Below are 18,473 nucleotides of genomic sequence, written 5' to 3'. Positions count from 1 at the left end.
TCGTTGTATGTCGTTTTCGCGTATCGAGCCTGCACCCGCGCATCGCGTGCCTTTTCCCGGAGCTTCCGAGGCTCCCGAGGCATCGGCGCCACACCTTCCCTCGGCCGGCGCGCTGTGGCAACGCATCGACCAATGGCTCGCCCGACCGCGCTCCGCGGCGCAGGTCGTGCTCTGGCTCGGCCTGTACCTGGCGCTCACCGCCAACTGGCCGCTGTGGAACGAGCTGGCCCGCATCGGCGGTGCGCCCAGCACCTACCTGCCGACGGTCATGGCCATGAGCCTGCTCACGCTGTGCGGCACGGTGGCGATGCTCTCGCTCACGGCCTGGTCGCGCTGGCTCAAGCCGCTGTGGTTCGCGGTGGTCGTGCTGGCCGCCGTGACGCAGCACTACATGCTCGAATACCGCGTCGTCATGGACCCGACCATGATCGCCAACGCGCTGCAGACCGACCCCAACGAAGCGCGCGACTTGCTGAGCTGGCGCATGGCCTTCAACGTGCTGCTGGTCGCCTTGCCCGCGGGCCTCCTGCTCTGGCGCGTGCGCATCGCGCGGATGGGCTTTCTGTCGAAGCTCTGGCGCAACGCGGCGCTGCTGGTGCTGGCCTTGCTCGTGGCGGTAGGCACGGGCGTGGCGATGAACCGGCAGCTCGCGCCGCTGATGCGCAACAACATCCACCTGCGCTACATGATGAACCCGATCGCGAGCATCTACTCGACGGGCTCGGTGTTCATCAAGCCGCTCTTCAAGCGCAGCGGCAAGCTCATCTCGATCACAGCCGGTACGTCGCTCGGCGCGAGCTACGCGGCGCAGGTGCGCCCGCCGATGTTCGTGGTCGTGGTGGGCGAAACGGCGCGGGCCGACCACTTCGCGCTCAACGGCTATGCGCGCGACACCACGCCCGAGCTGGCCAAGCGCGGCGTGCTGAGCTACCGCGACGTGCATTCGTGCGGCACCAACACGCTGGCGTCGGTGCCCTGCATGTTCTCGCCGCTGGGCAAGGAGGGCTACGAATCGCGCAAGGACGACTACGAGAACCTGGTCGACGTGCTGCAGGCCTCGGGCCTGGCCGTGCTGTGGCTGGACAACCAGGCCGGCTGCAAGGACGTGTGCACGCGCATCCCCAACGCATCGGCCTTCGACGGGCTCGATGCGGCCACCAAGAAGGCGCTGTGCGATGGCGACGAGTGCCTCGATGACGTGATGTTGAAGAACCTGGACGCGCGCATCGCCGCGCTCCCAGCCGAGCGCCGCGCCAAGGGCGTGGTGCTGGTGATGCACCAGATGGGCAGCCACGGCCCGGCCTACTACAAGCGCTCCGCGCCCGACGTGAAGCGCTTCACGCCCGAGTGCAAGACCAACGCGCTGGCCGAGTGCGGGCACAACGAGCTGATGAACGTCTACGACAACTCGATCGTGCAGACCGACCGCTTTCTGGCCGACACCATCGATTGGCTCAAGGCGCAGTCAAAGCAGTACGACCCGGCGATGCTCTATGTGAGCGACCACGGCGAATCGCTTGGCGAATACGGCCTGTTCCTGCACGGCGTGCCCTACAGCTTCGCGCCCGAGGCGCAGAAGCACGTGCCGATGGTCACCTGGTTCAGCCAAGGCATGAGCGAGCGCCGCAAGCTCTCGCGCGCGTGCATGGAAGCGGGCCTGGATGCGCCGCTCACGCACGACAACCTCTATCACACCGTGCTGGGGTTGATGGACGTGAACACGCCCACCTACAAGCCCGCGCTGGACGCGCTGGCGACGTGCCGCGCGAAGGCCTGATGTCCAACCGTTCGGGCTGAGCTTGTCGAAGCCTTGCGCGGCGCTTCGACAAGCTCAGCGTGAACGGATTTTTCTTCGGCAAGAACCGAGAACACCGGTTCGTGCCTTGTCGGACGCAGGCTTTTACTTCTTCTCGCGCGGCAGCCTTCCCATCAGGAAGAACTCGTTGTTCGGCTGCATGCCGCTGAAGCTCGCGAGGCGGTTGCTCAGGCCGAAGAAGGCGGTGATGGCCGCGATGTCCCAGATGTCTTCGTCATCGAAGCCGTGCGCGTGCAGCGGCGGGAAGTCGCTGTCGTCGATTTCGTGCGAGCGGTCGCAGACCTTCATCGCGAAGTCGAGCATAGCGCGCTGGCGTGGCGTGATGTCGGCCTTGCGGTAATTGACCGCCACCTGGTCCGCGACCAGCGGCTTCTTCTCGTAGATGCGCAGGAGCGCGCCGTGCGCCACCACGCAATAGAGGCACTGGTTGGCCGCGCTGGTGGTGGTGACGATCATCTCGCGGTCGCCCTTGGTGAGCGAGCCTTCCTCCTTCAGCATCAGCGCGTCGTGGTACGCGAAGAACGCGCGCCACTCGGCCGGTCGGCGCGCGAGGCCGAGGAACACGTTGGGCACGAAGCCCGCCTTCTCCTGCACAGCGAGGATCGCGGTGCGGATGTCTTCGGGCAGGTCCTTGAGTTCGGCGAGGGGGTAGCGGGCGGCCATGGTTTGTCTCCTGGTGTTCGATGCCAGGATCATAGGCACGTACCCATCCAGCCCCGCTGTCGGCCCCGGGCGCTACTTGAGCGCCTTGCCCTGCGTCGCGCCCAGCGGCGTGTGCAGTTGCGAGGGCACCCACTGGCCGGTGTTGTCGTCGCGGCCCTGCAGCAGGTAGCGCGTGTCGGGCTTGCCGTAGCCCTGCACGGCCATCGCCGAGAACTTGCCGATGTCGGTCTTCGGATCGCGCAGGCGGTTGACGATCAGCACCTTCTTCGTGTCGGCGAAGTCGGCCATCATGTTCTGGTCGCCCTCGCTGTCCCCGGCGATGAAGCTCGGGCCGTAGCCGTACTTGGCGACCAGGAAGCGCTGGATGTTCCTGGTCTTGCCCGGCCCCTGCGTCTGGTCGTAGCCGCGGCGGTACTCGGGCTGGATCACGCCGTTGGCGTCGCGCTCCAGCTCCATCGCGAGCACGCGATCGGGCGGGTTGTTGTAGCCGAAGGCGGGGTTCGACGAGATCTCCTTGATCACATCCACGAACGACGCCGAGCACACCCACACATCGAAGCCCGCGTTGCGAAAGGCGGCATACAGCGCCTGCATTTCGGGCTGCAGCCGGAGGCCGTTCTTCCAGCTCACCGAGACCACGCCCGCCTGGCCCGGCAGTGCGGCCGGCGAGGTCCATTTGATCTTGGCGATCGGCTCCTTCAACTGCCACGCCACCGTGTCGGCCGTGAGCTTGCGCACCTGCGCCTCGGTCATGCCGACGAAGAGGTACGTGACCCACGGGTAGGCCGTGTCGTGGTCGAAGGTGTCGCCGATGGCCTCGTAGAGATAGCGCACCTTGGTGGTGAAGGCGATGTAGTTCGGATCGAGCTTCACCGCCGCCAGCGGCTTGCTGCCCTTGAGGGTGCTGCAGTTCTGGTAGAGCCAGGTGTAGCTGGCCACGATGTCGGGCACCACGAGGTCAATGTTCACCGGCTTGCCCGCCGCGTTGTTGTACGCGGGCAGGAAGTCTTTCTTCGGAATGTTCTTGCGCAGCGCCACCTCGAGCTGCGCGGGCGTCGCGCCGAAGGCGAGGTTCTCCAGCTGGTAGATGAGCGAGGCTTCCTCGATGTCGAGGAAGACGCTGGTGTTGTCCCAGTCGAACACCACGTACGGCGGCCTCGCCGCGTTGTAGCCCGCGCTGCCTTTGCCGAGGCCGGCGAGGAGGCCCTCGATCTGCGCGCGGTTGAAGGCATCCCAGTGGGCGGGCGACAGGCCCCTGGCGGGCGAGAGGCTGGCGCAGCCGGTGGCGGCGAGCGTGGTCGTGAGCGCGGCAGCGAGCGGCGTGAGAAGGACGAGGCGGCGTTGCATGCGTTCCCTGTTGTTGTGCGTTGTGGACGAGAAGCGCCGAGCGTATGCAGCGCTCGTGACACTTCCGCATCGACGTACGCATCAGCCGTGCCAGGCTGTGTGATCGGTGCGTGATCGGTGCGTGATCGGTGCGCGATCGGTGCGCGACCGGTAGGTGATCGGCACGAGTTCGGCGCGCGTTCGCGTTGCACGGCCTAAGCTGCATTTGTTCGCGCGAATCGAGACTTCGTTCCACACGTGGCGGCCACATCGCAGCCGCTCTTCTTTAAAGTGAATGCCCCTGTCACTCAGCGCCCCACCAAGGGGAGCAGCAAGGCGCCACACACACAGCAAGCCCAATGATTGAAGAACCGCTACGCCTCGCGGCGGGTTGTCGGTGCGAAAGCACCGATGCAAATGCGAGGTATCAAAAGGCGACGGCCGGGGTGTATCGAGCACCCCAGCCGTCTAACCAAAGACGTGCCCAACCCTCTAAAGGAAGCACAAAAATGGCTACCAAGACTATAGCCCGGCCTCGCACGCCGGTACCCCCCGACCAAGACCCGACGGACTTGCTCGAAGCCACCCTCGCACAGCTCGAAGCGCTCATGTGGACCTGCCACGGAGAAGACATCGACTGGAGCGGCGGCGATGGCCCTACGCAGCTGGCCAACCTGCATTGGCTCGCATCGGACCTGACGCGCAGGGCGGTGGCGTTGTTTCAGTTGAGCGTGGCGGCGCTGCGCAAGGCGCCTGAGACCGGCCAGTAAACGCTGAATGGCTGGTCTGGCAGGCTGTGATTTTTCGCGGCCTGCCGTTTGCGAGGGGAGGGAACGGCGCGTGGATGGGTACTATCGGCCAGAAGCAGACTCGAGACTTCTAATAAGCAGCAAGCTTCAAAACATGCCAGCAGCAAATATGCAGAAGTTCCGCTCGATAGCTCGGCTACTACTAGCACCGGTTTTTCCCGCAGTGCTGTTGGTGACTAGCGGATGTGCTCCGATCGAAGTGCGGGAAAGTCGAAAGCTTGACGCCGTCTTGACAGAATTCAAGGGCGAGCCGCCAGCAAAATTAGCTCAGAAGTTGGCTTTACAGGGCTATGCCTGTACCGCAGCCCCTGAGGTTCCATCGAGCAAGAAGGGGATGCTGCATTGCTCAAGTCAAAGAGACAATCTGTGGCCTCCTTACTCCTGTGTCTTCCGCATCGACCTGGAAGCCGAACCGCAAATAGGCTCGAGCGGAACATCTCCAGTCGTGAGCCATGCGTGTGCTGGGCTATAGGCAGAATCCGGCCAAGAGCAGCCGCTCAACACGGCCTATTCTCGGAGTGGTCGAGTCCAGAAAATCACTTATCGCGATAACCTATGAAACGAATTCCTGATCGCCACGCCCCCGACGATTGGACTGAGGACGGAGCCAGGATTCTTTCCGAAGCAAGCCTTGCCAAAATCAAGAATGCATTGGCTAAAGGTCCTGTCATTGTTCAGCACTGGTTCTATCGAGGGGCAAGTTGTCCATGCGTCGTTTCGTTCGAGGACCTCGAAGAATTTGAAGCCTATCTGGAACAGCATGCAATTCCGGGTGATGCTTTTGAGGTCTGGAGCTTCAACGAGGTCTGCAAGACGGAAAACGTGCTCGCTGAAGGTAAGTTGCATGACTCGGATGGCTGCGTACCTAGGGGCGGCGCCTACTGACGACCGCCGCGTCCGGCCGCAGCCGGCCAATACCTGACCTTCGCGTCCACCGCCAAAAAATGCCAGTCCCTATTACCTCGGTCATGAACAACACAAAGTGGAATGAACTTCGACTCAGCATGCACGAGCTTGGAGAACTGGCGCCTAAGTTTCGCGTTCGCAATTTGCGAAGCGGCTACGTGAGCGAGTGGGATGGGGAGTGGTTTCATCACTTTTATGGACGCCACGAGGAAGACGAATGGGTTGAAGTTGCCGTGAGCTCCTCAGCTCAAAGTGAGGCCGTTCTGCGGGCACTCCACTCCTTGCGTGTTCCAGGCGCCACGACGCCAACAGGTTTCAAGATATTCGGCTATGTGCCCCTGGGTACGCATGTGGAGTACCTTTGAACAGGTTCGGCTCGCGGCCAAAAGCGGAAGTACGCCAGGCCCTTCTAGTTTTCTGTAGGTGCTGCCGCCATCCTCTCTCGTGTTGACTCCCCTTGGCAGTGAGATTCGCGAAGCAACCCTCAACGAGATCAATATTCATGGACCGTACCGGCGAACTCATCAACATATACGAACTGTCAGGGCTCAAGGATGTGCTCGTAACCAAAGGATGTCGGTACTTCCCGGAGGATGAGTTCTCCAAGCTGAAGTTTGAGGGGAACAATTTCCGTGTCAGCTCGATTGAGCTCTACGACCTCAAGTGTGAGGACTCGTACTTCCGCATTCACTATCTTGAGGACGTTCCCGCGTGGCTACCGGAGACGCTCGGCCTGTGGCCCCAATTTCGGAATGCGAACTCGACGGGAACCAACTTTCTTGGCGATGCCATGACGCATGCGAAGAGCCTCGCCAATCTGCTCGCAACGCGGCGATAGCCTGAATCCGGCCAGAAGCGGACGTTCAACTACAACCACCCAAAACGACCTACACATGAGTTCTTTGACCTGGGACGACCTGTTCGTCGACGCGGCGCTTCTCGACTTCAACGGCCTGCTCGCGGAATGGCCGGGAAAGGTCACAGGGCAGGTACGACTGATTGGAGCATCTGCGTTTGGCGACCTATTCTTTGAGCGCCGCTCCGGCGAGGTCATGAAACTGGACATGCTGGATGGCGACGTCCACCTCGTTGCTGACGACTTCCAGCGCTTCTCTGAACTCATGAAGTCGCGCGAGCGGCTGCAGGAAAACCTGCTGAGTGAGGGTGTGGCTCTCCTCAAGGACAAAGGGGTGCTTCGCGGGAAAGGTCAGTTCTACGGCTTTGCTCCGCACCCCATCTTCACCGGTGCAATCGACTAGTCGAAAGTGATGCCGCTCGATGCCGTTGTTTGGAACTCGATATGTGCGCAGTCTGTGGCGAGTGCGGCGACGCCATAGATGGCTACAGTCGGCCAGAACCAGTCACTCATCACGTACTGCCACATGCATTCATTGGTCACTGCCGTCGTCTTTTTGGTCGGACTAGCAGCGTCAATTCTCAGTTGGATGTGGTTCCTTGATAAGAAAAACGCCGCCGCTCTTCCAGCTGGTCTTGCCCTCAACTTTGCCCTTTTCGGCGCTCTTGGCCTCTTGGGAGGCCGTGCTTTTGACTTTGCTTCCGGCGGAGCGGGCGCGGCCTTCATGTTCGCAGCGGGCGCGTTCTATGCATGGATGGAATACCGAAAGAAGCGCTAGCTTTTGCTTGTTCGGACCTGTGAGTGCGCGCCACCTGCCTCGTCCTGAGTGACTGCTTCCGAGCAGCACGTAAGCCCGCTGTGGGCTCTTAGCTGCCGCTCGACTCGCCCGATACCGGTCCTCGCACACGGCTACCGCTTGCTAAAAACAAATGCGCGTCGACCCTCGTCATCCAAATAGACGCAAGCAGTGCCTTTGCCGAAATAGCCCATTCGACAAACCATTCACCGTTCGCGGTCACGACAACTTGTGATGGTCAGCCTGGATGATGTGGACGATCGGGACCTCGGCATGGCCGCTACAGTCCCCTCATGCCCGGCACAAACCCACTCCCTCCCGACCTTCAAGCCGCCATGCGCGCACGCGACGAAGCCTTCTACGCCGTCGACGCGGCGCAGTGGGCCAAGTACACCGCGAGCGACTTCACGACCGTCCAGCAGAACGGCCGGTTCATGTCGCGGGCCGACCGGATCGAGAACCTTCAAACGCAAAAGCACCGCCCCTATGTCCCACGCGAACGAGAGCAGCACGAACAGCAAGGCGACCTTGTCGTCACTCGCTTCTTCAGCGGCGGGCTCTGGGTCGTGGAAGTCTGGAAGCGCATCGACGGTGCATGGGCCACCGTCATGACGCAAGCCACCACCGCAACGTCGTCCACCACGCCCTGACCCCGCCTATGTCTCTGCGCTCCATCTTCTCGAAGTTCGGCCGGAATCCGCCCTCCGTGCCATCGGGTGGCCTGTCGTCGGTCCACGCAACGTCCGACTGCAAACGCCACGACCACCCCGAGTTTCAGATTCGCGTTGCCAACAGCGCCGTGCCGGCTAAAGACATCTCCTGGCTTCTGCGGTTCTTCGAGCAACGCGTGGCCGAGGGCGCGAAGTTCCGAAGCGGCCAGAGCCTGCAGGTCGGCTGGATGTTCACGATGCTCGAGGACGGACCGGAGGGATTCCTACGCGTTCTGGAGCCCGACATGAAGGCCGTTCCGGTGAAGTTTGTCGATTCGGTCGACAGCACGCTGATGCACCTGCGAAACCAGCAAGACGTTGTCAGGAGCCTCTCGCTTCCGGCAGAGCCGGACTTTCCGTCGCTGCGCCAAAGCGCTGTCGTGCACGTCAATTACAAGGAAGCAACGCGGGTCCTGCTCACGCGAAGCGATGCGCTCGACGGGGCGGACTCCGGCTGGTGGCTCTCGGACCTTGATGATGAAGCAGGCTCCCAGGACCCGGCTCGCTTCGTCAAGACGTCGCTCTATCAGCTCGGCGTCGACCGCCCGGACCTGGTGAAGTTCTTCGCCGTGCCAGCGGGGTTGCAAGTCGTCGTGGATGGCGCCGGCATCGGCGTGCTCGGGGCAGACGGCGAGGTGCCGCAGATTCCAGGCTCGTACCTGAGCGAGTTGAACAAGCTCCGGCAACAACGCGCACCCTTGGCAGGGGCGTAGGCAAGCGCCCGTCAGCCCGCCGGCAAGGGGGCAGCGTTGATCGCCAGTTGCGCGGCGAACGCCCGCTGATAGGCCGGCCGCGCTTCGCCGCGAGCGACATAGGCGGCTAGGCTGGGAAACTCGTTCAGCAGGCCCGACGGTCTCAGCCGCAGCAGCACCGACACCATCAGCAGGTCGCCCGCGCTGAAGCCGCCGTCCAGCCAGTCGGCGTCGCCCAGGCGGGTGGCGAGCGGGGTGAGCCGGGCGCGTATCCGGTCTTGCACGAGGGGCAGGCGCTCGTCTTTCCAGGGCTTGTCGCCTTCCGCGAACTTGACGGTGACGAGTTCGAGGATGGGAGGCTCGACCGTGTTGAGCGCCGCGAACATCCACGTGATGGCGCGCGCCCTGGCGTCGGCATCGGCGGGGAGCAGGCCCGGGTGGCGCTCGGCGATGTGCAGCACGATGGAGCCGGTCTCGAACAGCACGAGACCGCCTTCCTCGTAGGTGGGGATCTGGCCGAAGGGATGCAGCGCCAGATGCGCGGCCTCCTTCATCGCGTGGAAAGACACCAGGCGCACCTCATAGGGCAGGCCGGCTTCCTCCAGCGCCCAGCGCACGCGCGTGTCGCGCGCCAGGCCCTTGCCGCCGTCGGGCGAGCGTTCAAAGGCGGTGATGGTGATGGTCATCGTGTGGGTCCTTGATTGCGCGGCACCGCAAACTACATCGCCCTGAACGTCCCATGCACCCCCAGCGGAAGCGCATAAGGAAGCCGGACTTGCGCCACTGGCCCATCACCGACGTGATGCACGTTGAACACGGAGATCACCGTGCGCCTCGCCGCGGTGTCCAGCGCGGTGCCGACGGCCCATTGCGAATTCCTCCCCGCGTACACATGCTCCTCGGCGATCCAGTCGTCACCGAAGCCGTAGGACTGGATGGTCCCTTGCTTGAGGTTGAAGCTCGCCACATCCCCCCAATCCGGCATGCCACTCGGTCGCACCGGGCTACGCGCCACGCACAGCACCTGCTCATAGTCGCGCCCGGCCAGCGCAGGGTCGATCACCGGAAACTCACCTTCCAGCGCATCGAACCGCGTGACCTGCGGCGACTTGCCCGCGCGGAGTTCGACCAGCGTCATCACCGGTCCCTGCATATGCACGTACTTCCCGCGCATGACGTTCCAGCCGGTGGCCATCGCCTGCGGTTCCGCGTTGGCAAAGACGTCGAAGCGGATCACCTCGTCGGCGTCTTCCCAGGCGTTGCCCACGTGGTGAATGATCCATGGCGGAAGCTGGTACCAGGTCTGGCGCCAGCTTCGCTTGTCGATCACCAGCACGCGGGTGCCGAGCTCCGGCATCCAGTTCACCGACAGGCCGAATGCCTTGCCGGCGATCAGCTTTTCCCTGTCGAAGAGCGCGGGAGGAAGCAGAAAGATCAGATGGTTTTGCGTGACGGCAAAGTCGTGCATCGGCGGCAGGTCTTTCACCGCGAAGCGGCGGCATACCTCCACCGCCCCCGTGGCCGACAGCTTGTAGATGCTCAGCTCCGACGTGATCGGGTCCGATCCGAAATTCCAGAGATCGCCATCGCCATTGGTGCCGATCTTCGGGTGTGCCGAAAAGGGCCTGAGCAGTTCGGCGCTGTCCGCGCGATAGATGCCCTTGGTCTCCAGCGTCTCGGGGTCCAGCTCATGGGGCGATCCGGGTTCCCACAGCGCGAGCAGCCGGCCTGCGTGATAGACCGCGCTCAGGTTGGCGGAGTTCATCTCGTCGATGTCGGTGTTGAGCTCGGTCTTTCCGGGCACCGCCGAACCGAACGCACTGAGCAGGTATTCGCCGGCAGCTTCTTCGGCCTGGAATTTCTTCGTGCGCACGAAGCGGCCGGTGTGCGTCACGCGGCCGTCCGCAAAGCGGAAGGCCTGGATCATGCCGTCGCCGTCCCATTTGTGGGCATAGCGGCCTGCGCCGCGGTCGTGCATGGCGGGGCCGTTGCGGTAGAGCACGCCCTGCAGGTCCTTCGGAAATTTGCCGGTGACTTCGAGAGGGCCGGTCTGCATGTCGGCGCTGACGGGTGTTTCGTAGCCCACCGTCCAGGGCTTGTGTCGCCTGGCTTGAAACGCCTTCTTGATGTCCCCGTCTTGCCAGCTCATTGCGCCTGCCTCACTTCCTGTTGGCTCAGTGTGGAGTGTCCGTTCTTGGCCGCCCGATACGGTTTCGATTCTGCACCCGTCAGGCGCCGATGCGTTCGGCTTGTTGCGCGATGAAGGCGGCCACGCGCCGCACCAACGCCCGATCGCCGCCGGCGGATGCCACGCCGGCCGCCGCCTGAATGGCGACGGTCTCGCAGATGGCAACGATGACTTCTTCGGCCGCCGCGGCCGCAAGGCCGAAGTGCGGCGCCGCCTCGCGCGCCAAAGCAAGGCTCGATGCGTGCTGCCCGGGAAGCACGGCCAGCTCCTGATAGCCCGTATGGCCGCCCAGCTGCATCACCAGGTCGAAGGCAGGGGCCAGGCGCCACTGTCCGTCTTCGCCGCGCAGCGCGCCGTGGTTCTTCACGTGATCGTCGCTGTTGCCCACCGCCAGGTTGAACACCAGGCGGCGGAACAGTTCGGCCAGGTCTTCTTGCGGCCGTTGCGAAATGCGCCGCAGCAGTTGCGCCAGCTCGACGTAGCTGCCCCGGCTGGATTCATAGGGCACGTCGAGCAGCGCCGAGGCCGAGAGGTAGTGAAAGCGCCGCTCGTCGGCGACCGGCCCTGCGCGGTCGAACCGCTCGACCAGCAGCGCGTGCCCCGATGCAAGAGGCTGCAGCAGGAAGGGGGAACGTCGATGCCGCAGGCATTGGCCAGCCAGAGCGTGGCGGCCTCGATCACCTCCACGTCGTGGTCGTCGCCGCGCGATGCGAACTTGGCGATGAAGCGCCGGCCCTCGTGCACGAAGGCCGCCTTGGGCCGCGCGCCGCCCAGGCTGCCGCCGCGCAGCAGGCGGTGCATGTCGGGCCCGATCTCCATGCCGGCTTCGACACGCCGCGATGCGTCGGCGAGTTCTTCCAGCGCCAGAAGCACCGACGGCGGCTCCTCGCTCTCGATGGGCAGCGATTCGGCGAACACCATCGCGCCGATGCGGTCTTCGTTGGTCAGCAGCAATGCATCGATGTCGGACAGCGGTTTGCCCTGGCGTATCTCGAGCACCTTGCGGCCCCAGCTGTCGGGCAGCGCATCGCGCAGCGTGAGCGGCATGGCACCGCCGTCGCGAATGCGGCGTTCGGGCAGCACGAAGGCCGCATCGCGCAGCGGCAGGTGCTCGGGGTTGAGCGGTGCGGCCGCCGGGTCTTCGAGATAGCGCCGGCCGTAGGCGAATTCGCCGGACTCCACCACGCCGCGGCGAACGACCTTCATCAGGCCGGCCGGTTGCACCCGCTGGCCCGTGTGCCGCGCGAGGCCGACGTAGATGCGGCGCTCGACATCGGCGTCGTCAGAAATCACGTTCGCCCTCCGCGATCACGCCCGCGGCACCTTGCGCGGCCGACCTGCGCACGCGGCGCTTTGCCGCCAGGCCGGCGGGGGCAAGGGCCACGCCGTCGAGCGAATCGATCTCGCCGAAGAGCCACAACGCATGCGCCAGCAGCCCGATGCTGGTGCCGGGCTTGCCCGATTCGAGTGCGCGCAGGGTGTTGGGCGAGCACAGCAGCCGCTCGGCCATTTCGGCGACGGTCCACGCGCGGTTGATCCTGTGCGCACGCAGGCGAAGGCCGAGCCTTTCAAGGGGCGCGATGGTTTGCGAGGGCAGGGCGGAGAGGCTGTGGCTGCTTTTTGACATCAATAAAATGACTATTAAACGGCTTAAGAGTCATTTTATTGCGTATTTGTCGATATGGAAAGGGTGCGTGCCTATCCGGGCAGCTCCGGTCGTCGGGTGGCCTGCTTCTCCAGCACCGCAACATCGCTCTCGTCCTTGAGCCCCACGCCGGTCAGCCCGCGCCGGAGCGACTCGCGCATCAGCCACGCCAGCTTGAACGCGGCGACTTCATACGGCAGCCCTTCGGGCCGCACATTGGAGATGCAGTTGCGCGCCGCATCGTTCAGTCCGCGCTTGGGCGAATGCGTCAGATAGATGCCCAGGCTGTCGGGTGAACTGAGCCCCGGCCGCTCGCCGATCAGCATCACCGAGAGCATCGCGCCGAACAGCTCGCCCACCTCGTCGGCGAGCGCCACGCGCGCCTGCGTGGCGATCACCACGGGCGAGAAGCGCGTGTCGGCCGGCAGTTGCGAGCGCAGCGCGGCGAGCAGCGGCGCGGCATGGCGCGCGACGGCCAGCGATGACAGGCCATCGCCGATGACGACGCAGACATCGCAGCCGTACCGCCCGATGGCGCGCAGGCGCGCGTCGTCCTCCTCGTCGAGCTGACGGCCGAGGTCGGGGCGGCGCAGGTACGTGGTGCGGTCCGACGCGCGGCTGCGGGCGCGGGCGACTTCCCAGTGCTGCGCGGCCAGCGTGGCTTCGAGTGCATCGACGTCGAGTGCCGCATGGATCGCATCGCGCGCCATCGCATGCGCCCAGCCGAAGCGCAGCGTCTCGTCGGTGGGCATGCCGGCGCCGGCGCGGCCGAGTGCGAGGCGCGCGGGCGTGGCCGAGCGCCATTGCGTCCAGGGGTTGGGTGTGACGGCGTCGCTCATGGCGCGAGCGCCTTGAGCCCGCTCATGTCGGCGAGCAATCGGTTGGACGAGGGCGGCGCGAGCTGCCCCGCCGCATCGGTGATCTGCATGCGCTGCAGCCACGCCTCGAACTCGGGCGCGCGCTTCAGGCCCAGCGTCTGGCGCAGGAACAGCGCATCGTGGAACGACGTGCTCTGGTAGTTGAGCATCACGTCGTCCGCGCCTGGAATGCCCATGATGAAGTTGATGCCCGCGGTGCCCAGCAGCACGAGCAGGGTGTCCATGTCGTCCTGGTCGGCTTCGGCGTGGTTCGTGTAGCAGATGTCGCAGCCGATGGGCAGGCCGAGCAGCTTGCCGCTGAAGTGATCTTCCAGGCCCGCGCGGATGATCTGCTTGCCGTCGTAAAGATATTCCGGCCCGATGAAGCCGACGACCGTGTTGATGAGCAGCGGCTTGTAGCGCCGCGCGAGCGCATAGGCGCGCACCTCGCAGGTCTGCTGGTCGACGCCGAAGTTGGCGTTGGCGGAGAGGGCGCTGCCCTGGCCGGTCTCGAAGTACATGACGTTGTCGCCGACGGTGCCGCGCTTCAAGGCGAGCGCTGCCGCGTAGGCCTCGTCGAGCAACTCGGGCGTCACGCCGAACGAGAGGTTCGCCTTCTCGGTGCCCGCAATCGACTGGAACACCAGGTCCACCGGCGCGCCGGCCTCCGCGAGCTTGAGCGTGTTGGTCACGTGCGTGAGCACGCAGCTTTGCGTGGGAATCTCGAAGCGCTGGATCACCTCGTCGAGCATGTGCAGCAACTGGCCCAGCACCGGCATGCTGTCGGAGGCGGGGTTGAGGCCTATCACCGCATCGCCCGCGCCGTAGAGGAGGCCGTCGAGCGTGGAGGCGGCCACGCCGCGCAGGTCGTCGGTCGGGTGGTTGGGCTGCAGCCGCACCGACAGGTGGCCCGGCAGGCCGATGGTGTTGCGAAAGCGCGTGACCACGCTGCACTTCTTCGCGACCGACACGAGGTCCTGGTTGCGCATGAGCTTGGACACGGCCGCGACCATTTCGGGCATGAGGCCGGGCGAGAGCGCGGTGAGCGTGGCGGTCGTGGCGTCGTCCGACAGCAGCCAGTTGCGGAAGTCGCCGACCGTGAGGTGCGACACCGGCGCGAAGGCCGCCGCATCGTGGCCGTCGATGATGAGCCGCGTGATGTTGTCGCTCTCGTAGGGAATGAGCGCTTCGGTCAGGAACTGCTTGAGCGGCGTGTCGGCCAGCACGTGGCGCGCGGCCATGCGCTGCTGCGCGGTGGCGGCGCCGACGCCGGCGAGGTAGTCGCCCGAGCGCGCGGGGCTGGCGAACGCCATGACTTGCTTGAGGTCGTCGAAGGCGAAGACCTGGTCTGCGATGGTGGTGCGGTAGCGCATCGTCTTTCAGGTGAAGGTTCTGGCAAAAGTTCAGCCGGTGGTGGCCGAGGAAGAAAGCATCTCGTCGGGCGCGGCCGCCTTGCGCTGCGAAGAGGTCAGGAGGAAGTAGCCGTAGGCCGCGGCCATCAGCACCAAAAACAGCACCGTGAGCATGAAGTTGAACCACACCATCGCGCCCAGGCACACCACGCCCAGGCCGAGCGCGATCGCGGGGAACACGGGATAGAAGGGCGCGCGGTAGGTGCGCAGCAGCTCGGGCTCGGTCCTGCGCAGCTTGAAGAGCGCGGCCATCGAGATGAGGTACATCACGATCGCGCCGAGCACCGCCATGGTCACGATGTTGGCGGTGAGCGTCTGCCCGCCGAACTGCACCCATTCGTCGCTGAAGATCGCGATCACACCGATCACGCCGCCGGCCAGCAGCGCGCGGTGCGGCGTGTCGAAGCGCGGGCTCAGGCCCGCGAAGTAGCGCGGCAGATAGCCCGCGCGCGCCAGCGCGAAGATCTGCCGCGAGTAGCCCATGATGATTCCGTGGAACGATGCGATGAGCCCGAAGAGCCCGATCCACACCAGCATGTGCAGCCAGCCGCTGTTGTCGCCCACCACCGCCTTCATGGCCTGCGGCAGCGGGTCGTTGATGTTGGCGAGCTTGCGCCAGTCGCCCACGCCGCCTGCGAAGATCATCACGCCGAAGGCCAGCACCACCAGCGTGACGATGCCCGTGGTGTAGGCGATGGGAATGGTGCGGTGCGGATCGCGCGCTTCTTCGGCCGCCATGGCCGCGCCCTCGATGGCCAGGAAGAACCAGATCGCGAACGGAATCGAGGCGAAGATGCCCGAGATCGCCGCGCCATTGAGCACGCTGCCGCCGGCCCAGCCGTTGGCCACGAAGTTGGCCATCGTCCAGCCCGGCGTGACCACGCCCATGAACACCAGCAGCTCGACGATGGCCAGCACGGTCACGAAGAGCTCGAAGGCGGCGGCGATGCCGACGCCGACCCAGTTGAGCGCGATGAAGATCACGTACGCCCCGAGCGCGAACCACTTCGGGTTGATGCCCGGGAACTGCACGTTGAGGTACGCGCCGATCGCCAGCGCGATGGCCGGCGGCGCGAAGACGAATTCGATCAGCGTCGCAAAGCCCGCGACGAAGCCGCCGGTCGGCCCGAACGCGCGCCGTGCATAGGCGAAGGGGCCTCCCGCGTGCGGGATGGCGGTGGACAGCTCGGTGAAGCTGAAGATGAAGGTGGTGTACATCGTGGCCACCAGCACCGTGGCGACCAGGAAGCCGAGCGTGCCGGCGGTATTCCAGCCGTAGCTCCAACCAAAGTACTCACCAGAGATGACCAGGCCCACCGCGATGCCCCAGAGCTGGATGGGGCCCAGGACCTTCTTGAGGTGACCGGTGCCGGCGTGAACGGGGGGGCGGCCGGCGAGGCTTCGGTGGAATGCATGGGGCTTCCTCTCTGCGTGGATGTTGACAGTGCACATCCTGCAAAGCAAGGGTCGTTCCACTAGCTACATCGCGCTACATCGCGGGCTCATCGGCACCTCTGGCCGAGACGCGCGCGCTGGCCATAATCGGGGTCTTTCAATCCCCGAGGTGTTTCGTGAAGTCTCTTTTCTGTGCCGCTCTCGTGTCCGTCTTCGCCATCCCCGCAGCGTTCGCGCAATCCGCGCCCGTGACCACGCCCAGCGGCCTGGTCTACCAGTCGCTCAAGGAAGGCACCGGCGCATCGCCCGCCGCCACCGACACCGTGAAGGTTCACTACCGCGGCACCTTCCCCGACACCGGCAAGGAATTCGACAGCTCCTACAAGCGCGGCGAACCCACCGAGTTCCCGCTCAACGGCGTGATCCCGTGCTGGACCGAAGGCGTGCAGAAGATGAAGCCGGGCGGCAAGGCCAAGCTGACCTGCCCGCCGTCGATCGCTTACGGTTCGCGCGGCGCGGGCGGCGTGATTCCGCCGAATGCCACGCTGAACTTCGAAGTCGAGCTGGTGTCGGTCACCAAGCGCTGATCGACTAGATCTGCGCAGAGCCTCCGTCGACGAAGAGCTCCGTGCCGTTCACGAAGCTGCTGTCGTCGGAGGCGAGAAACACGACCGCCTTCGCGATCTCGTCGGGCGTGCCGACGCGGCCCAGCGGAATGGTCTGCGCCTGCATCTCGATGAAGCCCTTCACCTGCTCCGGCGTGAGGCCCAGCAGTTCATAGGCCGGGGTCGGCACCACGCCGGGACTGACCGCATTGACGCGGATGCCGGCATCCTTCAGGTCCACCGCCCAGCTGCGCGCGAAGCTGCGCACCGCCGCCTTGGTCGCGCTGTAGACGCTGAAGGCGGGCGTGCCCTTGATGCTGGTGATCGATGCGTTGAGCACGATCGATGCGCCCTTGGGCATCAGCGGCAGCGCCTTCTGCACGGTGAAGAGCAGGCCGCGCACGTTGGTGTCGAAGGTCTTGTCGAAGTGCTCCTCGGTGATCTGTCCCAGCGGCACCAGGCTGCCGCCGCCCGCGTTGGCGAACAGCACGTCGAGCCGGCCTTTCTGTTCCTTGATGGCGGCGTAGAGCCTGTCGAGGTCGGCGAGCTTGGAGACGTCGCCGAGCACGCCGGTCACGTTGCGGCCGATGGTCTTCACCGCCGCATCGAGTTCCGCCTGGCGGCGGCCCGTGATGAACACGTGGGCGCCTTCGGCCACGAAGCGTTGCGCGGTCGCCAGGCCGATGCCGCTGGTGCCGCCGGTGACGAGGGCGATCTTGTCGTTGAGCTTGAGTTGGGACATGACTTCTTCCTTGAGGGTTTGCTGCGAAGCAGCGTTGACGATGGAAGGAAGTTTGGGCGCGACTCCCTCCGAGACCAAGGTGCCGCGCGTGACTTGTTTATTTCCGAATCACTAATAATCCGGCGATGGACCAGATCACCGCCATGCGCGTCTTCGCCCGGGTGGTCGAGGCCGGCACCTTCACCCGCGCGGCCGACTCGCTGCAACTGCCCAAGCCCACCGTGACGAAGATGGTGCAGCAGCTGGAGACGCACCTGCGCGTGAAGCTGCTGCAGCGCACGACGCGGCGCGTGACGGTCACGCCCGAAGGCGCGGCGTATTACGAGCGCACCGCGCGCGTGCTGGCCGAACTGGAAGACATCGAATCGGACCTCACCAACGCGCAGGCCAATCCGCGTGGGCGGCTGCGGGTGGATGTGGGCTCTTCGTTCGCCAACATGATCCTGATTCCGCAGTTGCCTGCGTTCCACGCGCGCTATCCGGAGATCGAACTGGAGATCGGCGTGAGCGACAGGCCGGTGAACCTCGTGGGCGATGCGGTGGACTGCGTCATCCGCGCCGGCGAACTGGTGGACCAGTCGCTGGTGGCGCGCCGCATCGCGAACCTGCGCTTCGTGACCTGCGCCACGCCCGCGTACCTCGCGCGCCACGGCATCCCGGCGACGCCCGCGAACCTGGGCGACGGCACGCACCGGGTGGTGGGCTATTTCTCGTCGCTGAGCAATCGGCCGATTCCACTGCGCTATGCGCATGGGGACGAGCGCATCGAGATCCACGGCCACACCGTGGTCGGCGTGAACGAGAGCACCGCGCACCTCACGGCCGTGCTCACCGGCATGGGCGTGGCGCAGACCTTCGACGTGATGGCCGCGCCGTACCTGGCGAGCGGCGCGCTGGTCGAGGTGCTGCAGGCCTGGGCGCCGCCGACCTATCCGCTGCATGTGGTGTACCCGACCAACCGGCACCTGAGCGCCAAGCTGCGGGTGTTCGTCGATTGGGCGGTGGAACTCTTCGCGCCTTACAACGACGCGAGCAGGCGCTGAGGCGCCCGCAAC

Annotated in this window: 21 protein-coding genes; 11 read left to right on the top strand and 10 right to left on the bottom strand. The window is 65.0% G+C overall.

Annotation, left to right across the window (positions count from 1 at the left end; genetic code table 11):
• The first annotated feature begins 7 nt into the window (after positions 1 to 7).
• Complete coding sequence (locus ACZYRS_RS21590) at positions 8 to 1,777, top strand: phosphoethanolamine transferase (protein WP_463420902.1); 1,770 nt, start codon at positions 8 to 10, stop codon at positions 1,775 to 1,777.
• 123 nt (positions 1,778 to 1,900) lie between these two features.
• Here the strand turns inward: ACZYRS_RS21590 and ACZYRS_RS21585 are convergent, their stop codons facing one another.
• The gene (locus tag ACZYRS_RS21585) at positions 1,901 to 2,479 is read right to left on the bottom strand and encodes a peroxidase-related enzyme (protein ID WP_042577136.1); all 579 of its coding nucleotides are present in this window, start codon (positions 2,477 to 2,479) and stop codon (positions 1,901 to 1,903) included.
• A 72-nt stretch (positions 2,480 to 2,551) separates the two neighbouring features.
• On the bottom strand, positions 2,552 to 3,826 hold the full coding sequence (locus tag ACZYRS_RS21580; protein ID WP_463420901.1) for an HAD family hydrolase: 1,275 nt from the start codon (positions 3,824 to 3,826) through the stop codon (positions 2,552 to 2,554).
• Positions 3,827 to 4,314: 488 nt separating this feature from the next.
• Here ACZYRS_RS21580 and ACZYRS_RS21575 point away from each other — a divergent pair, with 488 nt between their 5' ends.
• The 8 genes from ACZYRS_RS21575 to ACZYRS_RS21540 all read left to right on the top strand — a co-directional run bounded on the left by ACZYRS_RS21575 (position 4,315) and on the right by ACZYRS_RS21540 (position 8,595).
• Entirely contained in the window at positions 4,315 to 4,575 is a 261-nt protein-coding gene (locus ACZYRS_RS21575; protein WP_198784535.1) for a hypothetical protein, read from the top strand.
• Between the two features lie 594 nt (positions 4,576 to 5,169).
• On the top strand, positions 5,170 to 5,499 hold the full coding sequence (locus ACZYRS_RS21570) for a hypothetical protein (protein ID WP_463420900.1): 330 nt from the start codon (positions 5,170 to 5,172) through the stop codon (positions 5,497 to 5,499).
• Positions 5,500 to 5,582: 83 nt separating this feature from the next.
• Positions 5,583 to 5,885, top strand: coding sequence for a DUF6678 family protein (locus ACZYRS_RS21565; RefSeq protein WP_463420899.1), 303 nt, complete (start codon positions 5,583 to 5,585; stop codon positions 5,883 to 5,885).
• Between the two features lie 137 nt (positions 5,886 to 6,022).
• The gene (locus tag ACZYRS_RS21560; protein WP_463420898.1) at positions 6,023 to 6,358 is read left to right on the top strand and encodes a hypothetical protein; all 336 of its coding nucleotides are present in this window, start codon (positions 6,023 to 6,025) and stop codon (positions 6,356 to 6,358) included.
• A gap of 55 nt (positions 6,359 to 6,413) precedes the next feature.
• Positions 6,414 to 6,779, top strand: coding sequence for a hypothetical protein (locus ACZYRS_RS21555; protein WP_463420897.1), 366 nt, complete (start codon positions 6,414 to 6,416; stop codon positions 6,777 to 6,779).
• 123 nt (positions 6,780 to 6,902) lie between these two features.
• Positions 6,903 to 7,154, top strand: a complete 252-nt coding sequence (locus ACZYRS_RS21550; RefSeq protein WP_463420896.1) for a hypothetical protein — start codon at positions 6,903 to 6,905, stop codon at positions 7,152 to 7,154.
• A 353-nt stretch (positions 7,155 to 7,507) separates the two neighbouring features.
• Complete coding sequence (locus ACZYRS_RS21545; RefSeq protein WP_463420895.1) at positions 7,508 to 7,822, top strand: nuclear transport factor 2 family protein; 315 nt, start codon at positions 7,508 to 7,510, stop codon at positions 7,820 to 7,822.
• Between the two features lie 8 nt (positions 7,823 to 7,830).
• Positions 7,831 to 8,595: an immunity protein Imm33 domain-containing protein gene (locus ACZYRS_RS21540; RefSeq protein ID WP_463420894.1), complete on the top strand. Its 765-nt coding sequence runs from the start codon at positions 7,831 to 7,833 to the stop codon at positions 8,593 to 8,595.
• A gap of 11 nt (positions 8,596 to 8,606) precedes the next feature.
• Here ACZYRS_RS21540 and ACZYRS_RS21535 read toward each other — a convergent pair whose 3' ends face one another.
• The 7 genes from ACZYRS_RS21535 to eat form a co-directional block, all read right to left on the bottom strand.
• On the bottom strand, positions 8,607 to 9,260 hold the full coding sequence (locus ACZYRS_RS21535; protein WP_463420893.1) for a glutathione S-transferase family protein: 654 nt from the start codon (positions 9,258 to 9,260) through the stop codon (positions 8,607 to 8,609).
• 32 nt (positions 9,261 to 9,292) lie between these two features.
• Positions 9,293 to 10,723, bottom strand: coding sequence for a carotenoid oxygenase family protein (locus tag ACZYRS_RS21530; RefSeq protein WP_463420892.1), 1,431 nt, complete (start codon positions 10,721 to 10,723; stop codon positions 9,293 to 9,295).
• Positions 10,724 to 10,802: 79 nt separating this feature from the next.
• Complete coding sequence (locus ACZYRS_RS21525; RefSeq protein WP_463422519.1) at positions 10,803 to 11,351, bottom strand: type II toxin-antitoxin system HipA family toxin; 549 nt, start codon at positions 11,349 to 11,351, stop codon at positions 10,803 to 10,805.
• 693 nt (positions 11,352 to 12,044) lie between these two features.
• Positions 12,045 to 12,389, bottom strand: coding sequence for a helix-turn-helix domain-containing protein (locus ACZYRS_RS21520; protein ID WP_463420891.1), 345 nt, complete (start codon positions 12,387 to 12,389; stop codon positions 12,045 to 12,047).
• A gap of 71 nt (positions 12,390 to 12,460) precedes the next feature.
• The gene (gene eutC / locus ACZYRS_RS21515) at positions 12,461 to 13,246 is read right to left on the bottom strand and encodes an ethanolamine ammonia-lyase subunit EutC (RefSeq protein WP_463420890.1); all 786 of its coding nucleotides are present in this window, start codon (positions 13,244 to 13,246) and stop codon (positions 12,461 to 12,463) included.
• Positions 13,243 to 14,637, bottom strand: a complete 1,395-nt coding sequence (locus ACZYRS_RS21510) for an ethanolamine ammonia-lyase subunit EutB (protein WP_463420889.1) — start codon at positions 14,635 to 14,637, stop codon at positions 13,243 to 13,245. Before ACZYRS_RS21510 ends, eutC begins: the two co-directional genes overlap by 4 nt.
• Before the next feature lie 30 nt (positions 14,638 to 14,667).
• Entirely contained in the window at positions 14,668 to 16,128 is a 1,461-nt protein-coding gene (gene eat / locus ACZYRS_RS21505; protein ID WP_463420888.1) for an ethanolamine permease, read from the bottom strand.
• A gap of 119 nt (positions 16,129 to 16,247) precedes the next feature.
• Here eat and ACZYRS_RS21500 point away from each other — a divergent pair, with 119 nt between their 5' ends.
• A complete protein-coding gene (locus tag ACZYRS_RS21500; RefSeq protein ID WP_042579315.1) occupies positions 16,248 to 16,658 on the top strand; it encodes an FKBP-type peptidyl-prolyl cis-trans isomerase in 411 nt (136 codons plus the stop codon).
• A 4-nt stretch (positions 16,659 to 16,662) separates the two neighbouring features.
• On the opposite strand, the gene ACZYRS_RS21495 is transcribed toward ACZYRS_RS21500, so the two are convergent.
• Positions 16,663 to 17,418 carry an SDR family NAD(P)-dependent oxidoreductase gene (locus ACZYRS_RS21495; RefSeq protein ID WP_463420887.1) on the bottom strand — a complete coding sequence of 252 codons (756 nt, stop codon included), beginning with the start codon at positions 17,416 to 17,418 and terminating at the stop codon, positions 16,663 to 16,665.
• A 125-nt stretch (positions 17,419 to 17,543) separates the two neighbouring features.
• Between ACZYRS_RS21495 and ACZYRS_RS21490 the strand changes: the two genes are divergently transcribed.
• Positions 17,544 to 18,461 carry a LysR family transcriptional regulator gene (locus tag ACZYRS_RS21490; protein WP_463420886.1) on the top strand — a complete coding sequence of 306 codons (918 nt, stop codon included), beginning with the start codon at positions 17,544 to 17,546 and terminating at the stop codon, positions 18,459 to 18,461.
• Positions 18,462 to 18,473: the final 12 nt, after the last annotated feature.

Source organism: Variovorax sp. AC194 (genome assembly GCF_979257995.1).
Note: the sequence above shows the minus strand (reverse complement) of the source record. Positions and strands in the feature narration are given on the sequence as shown.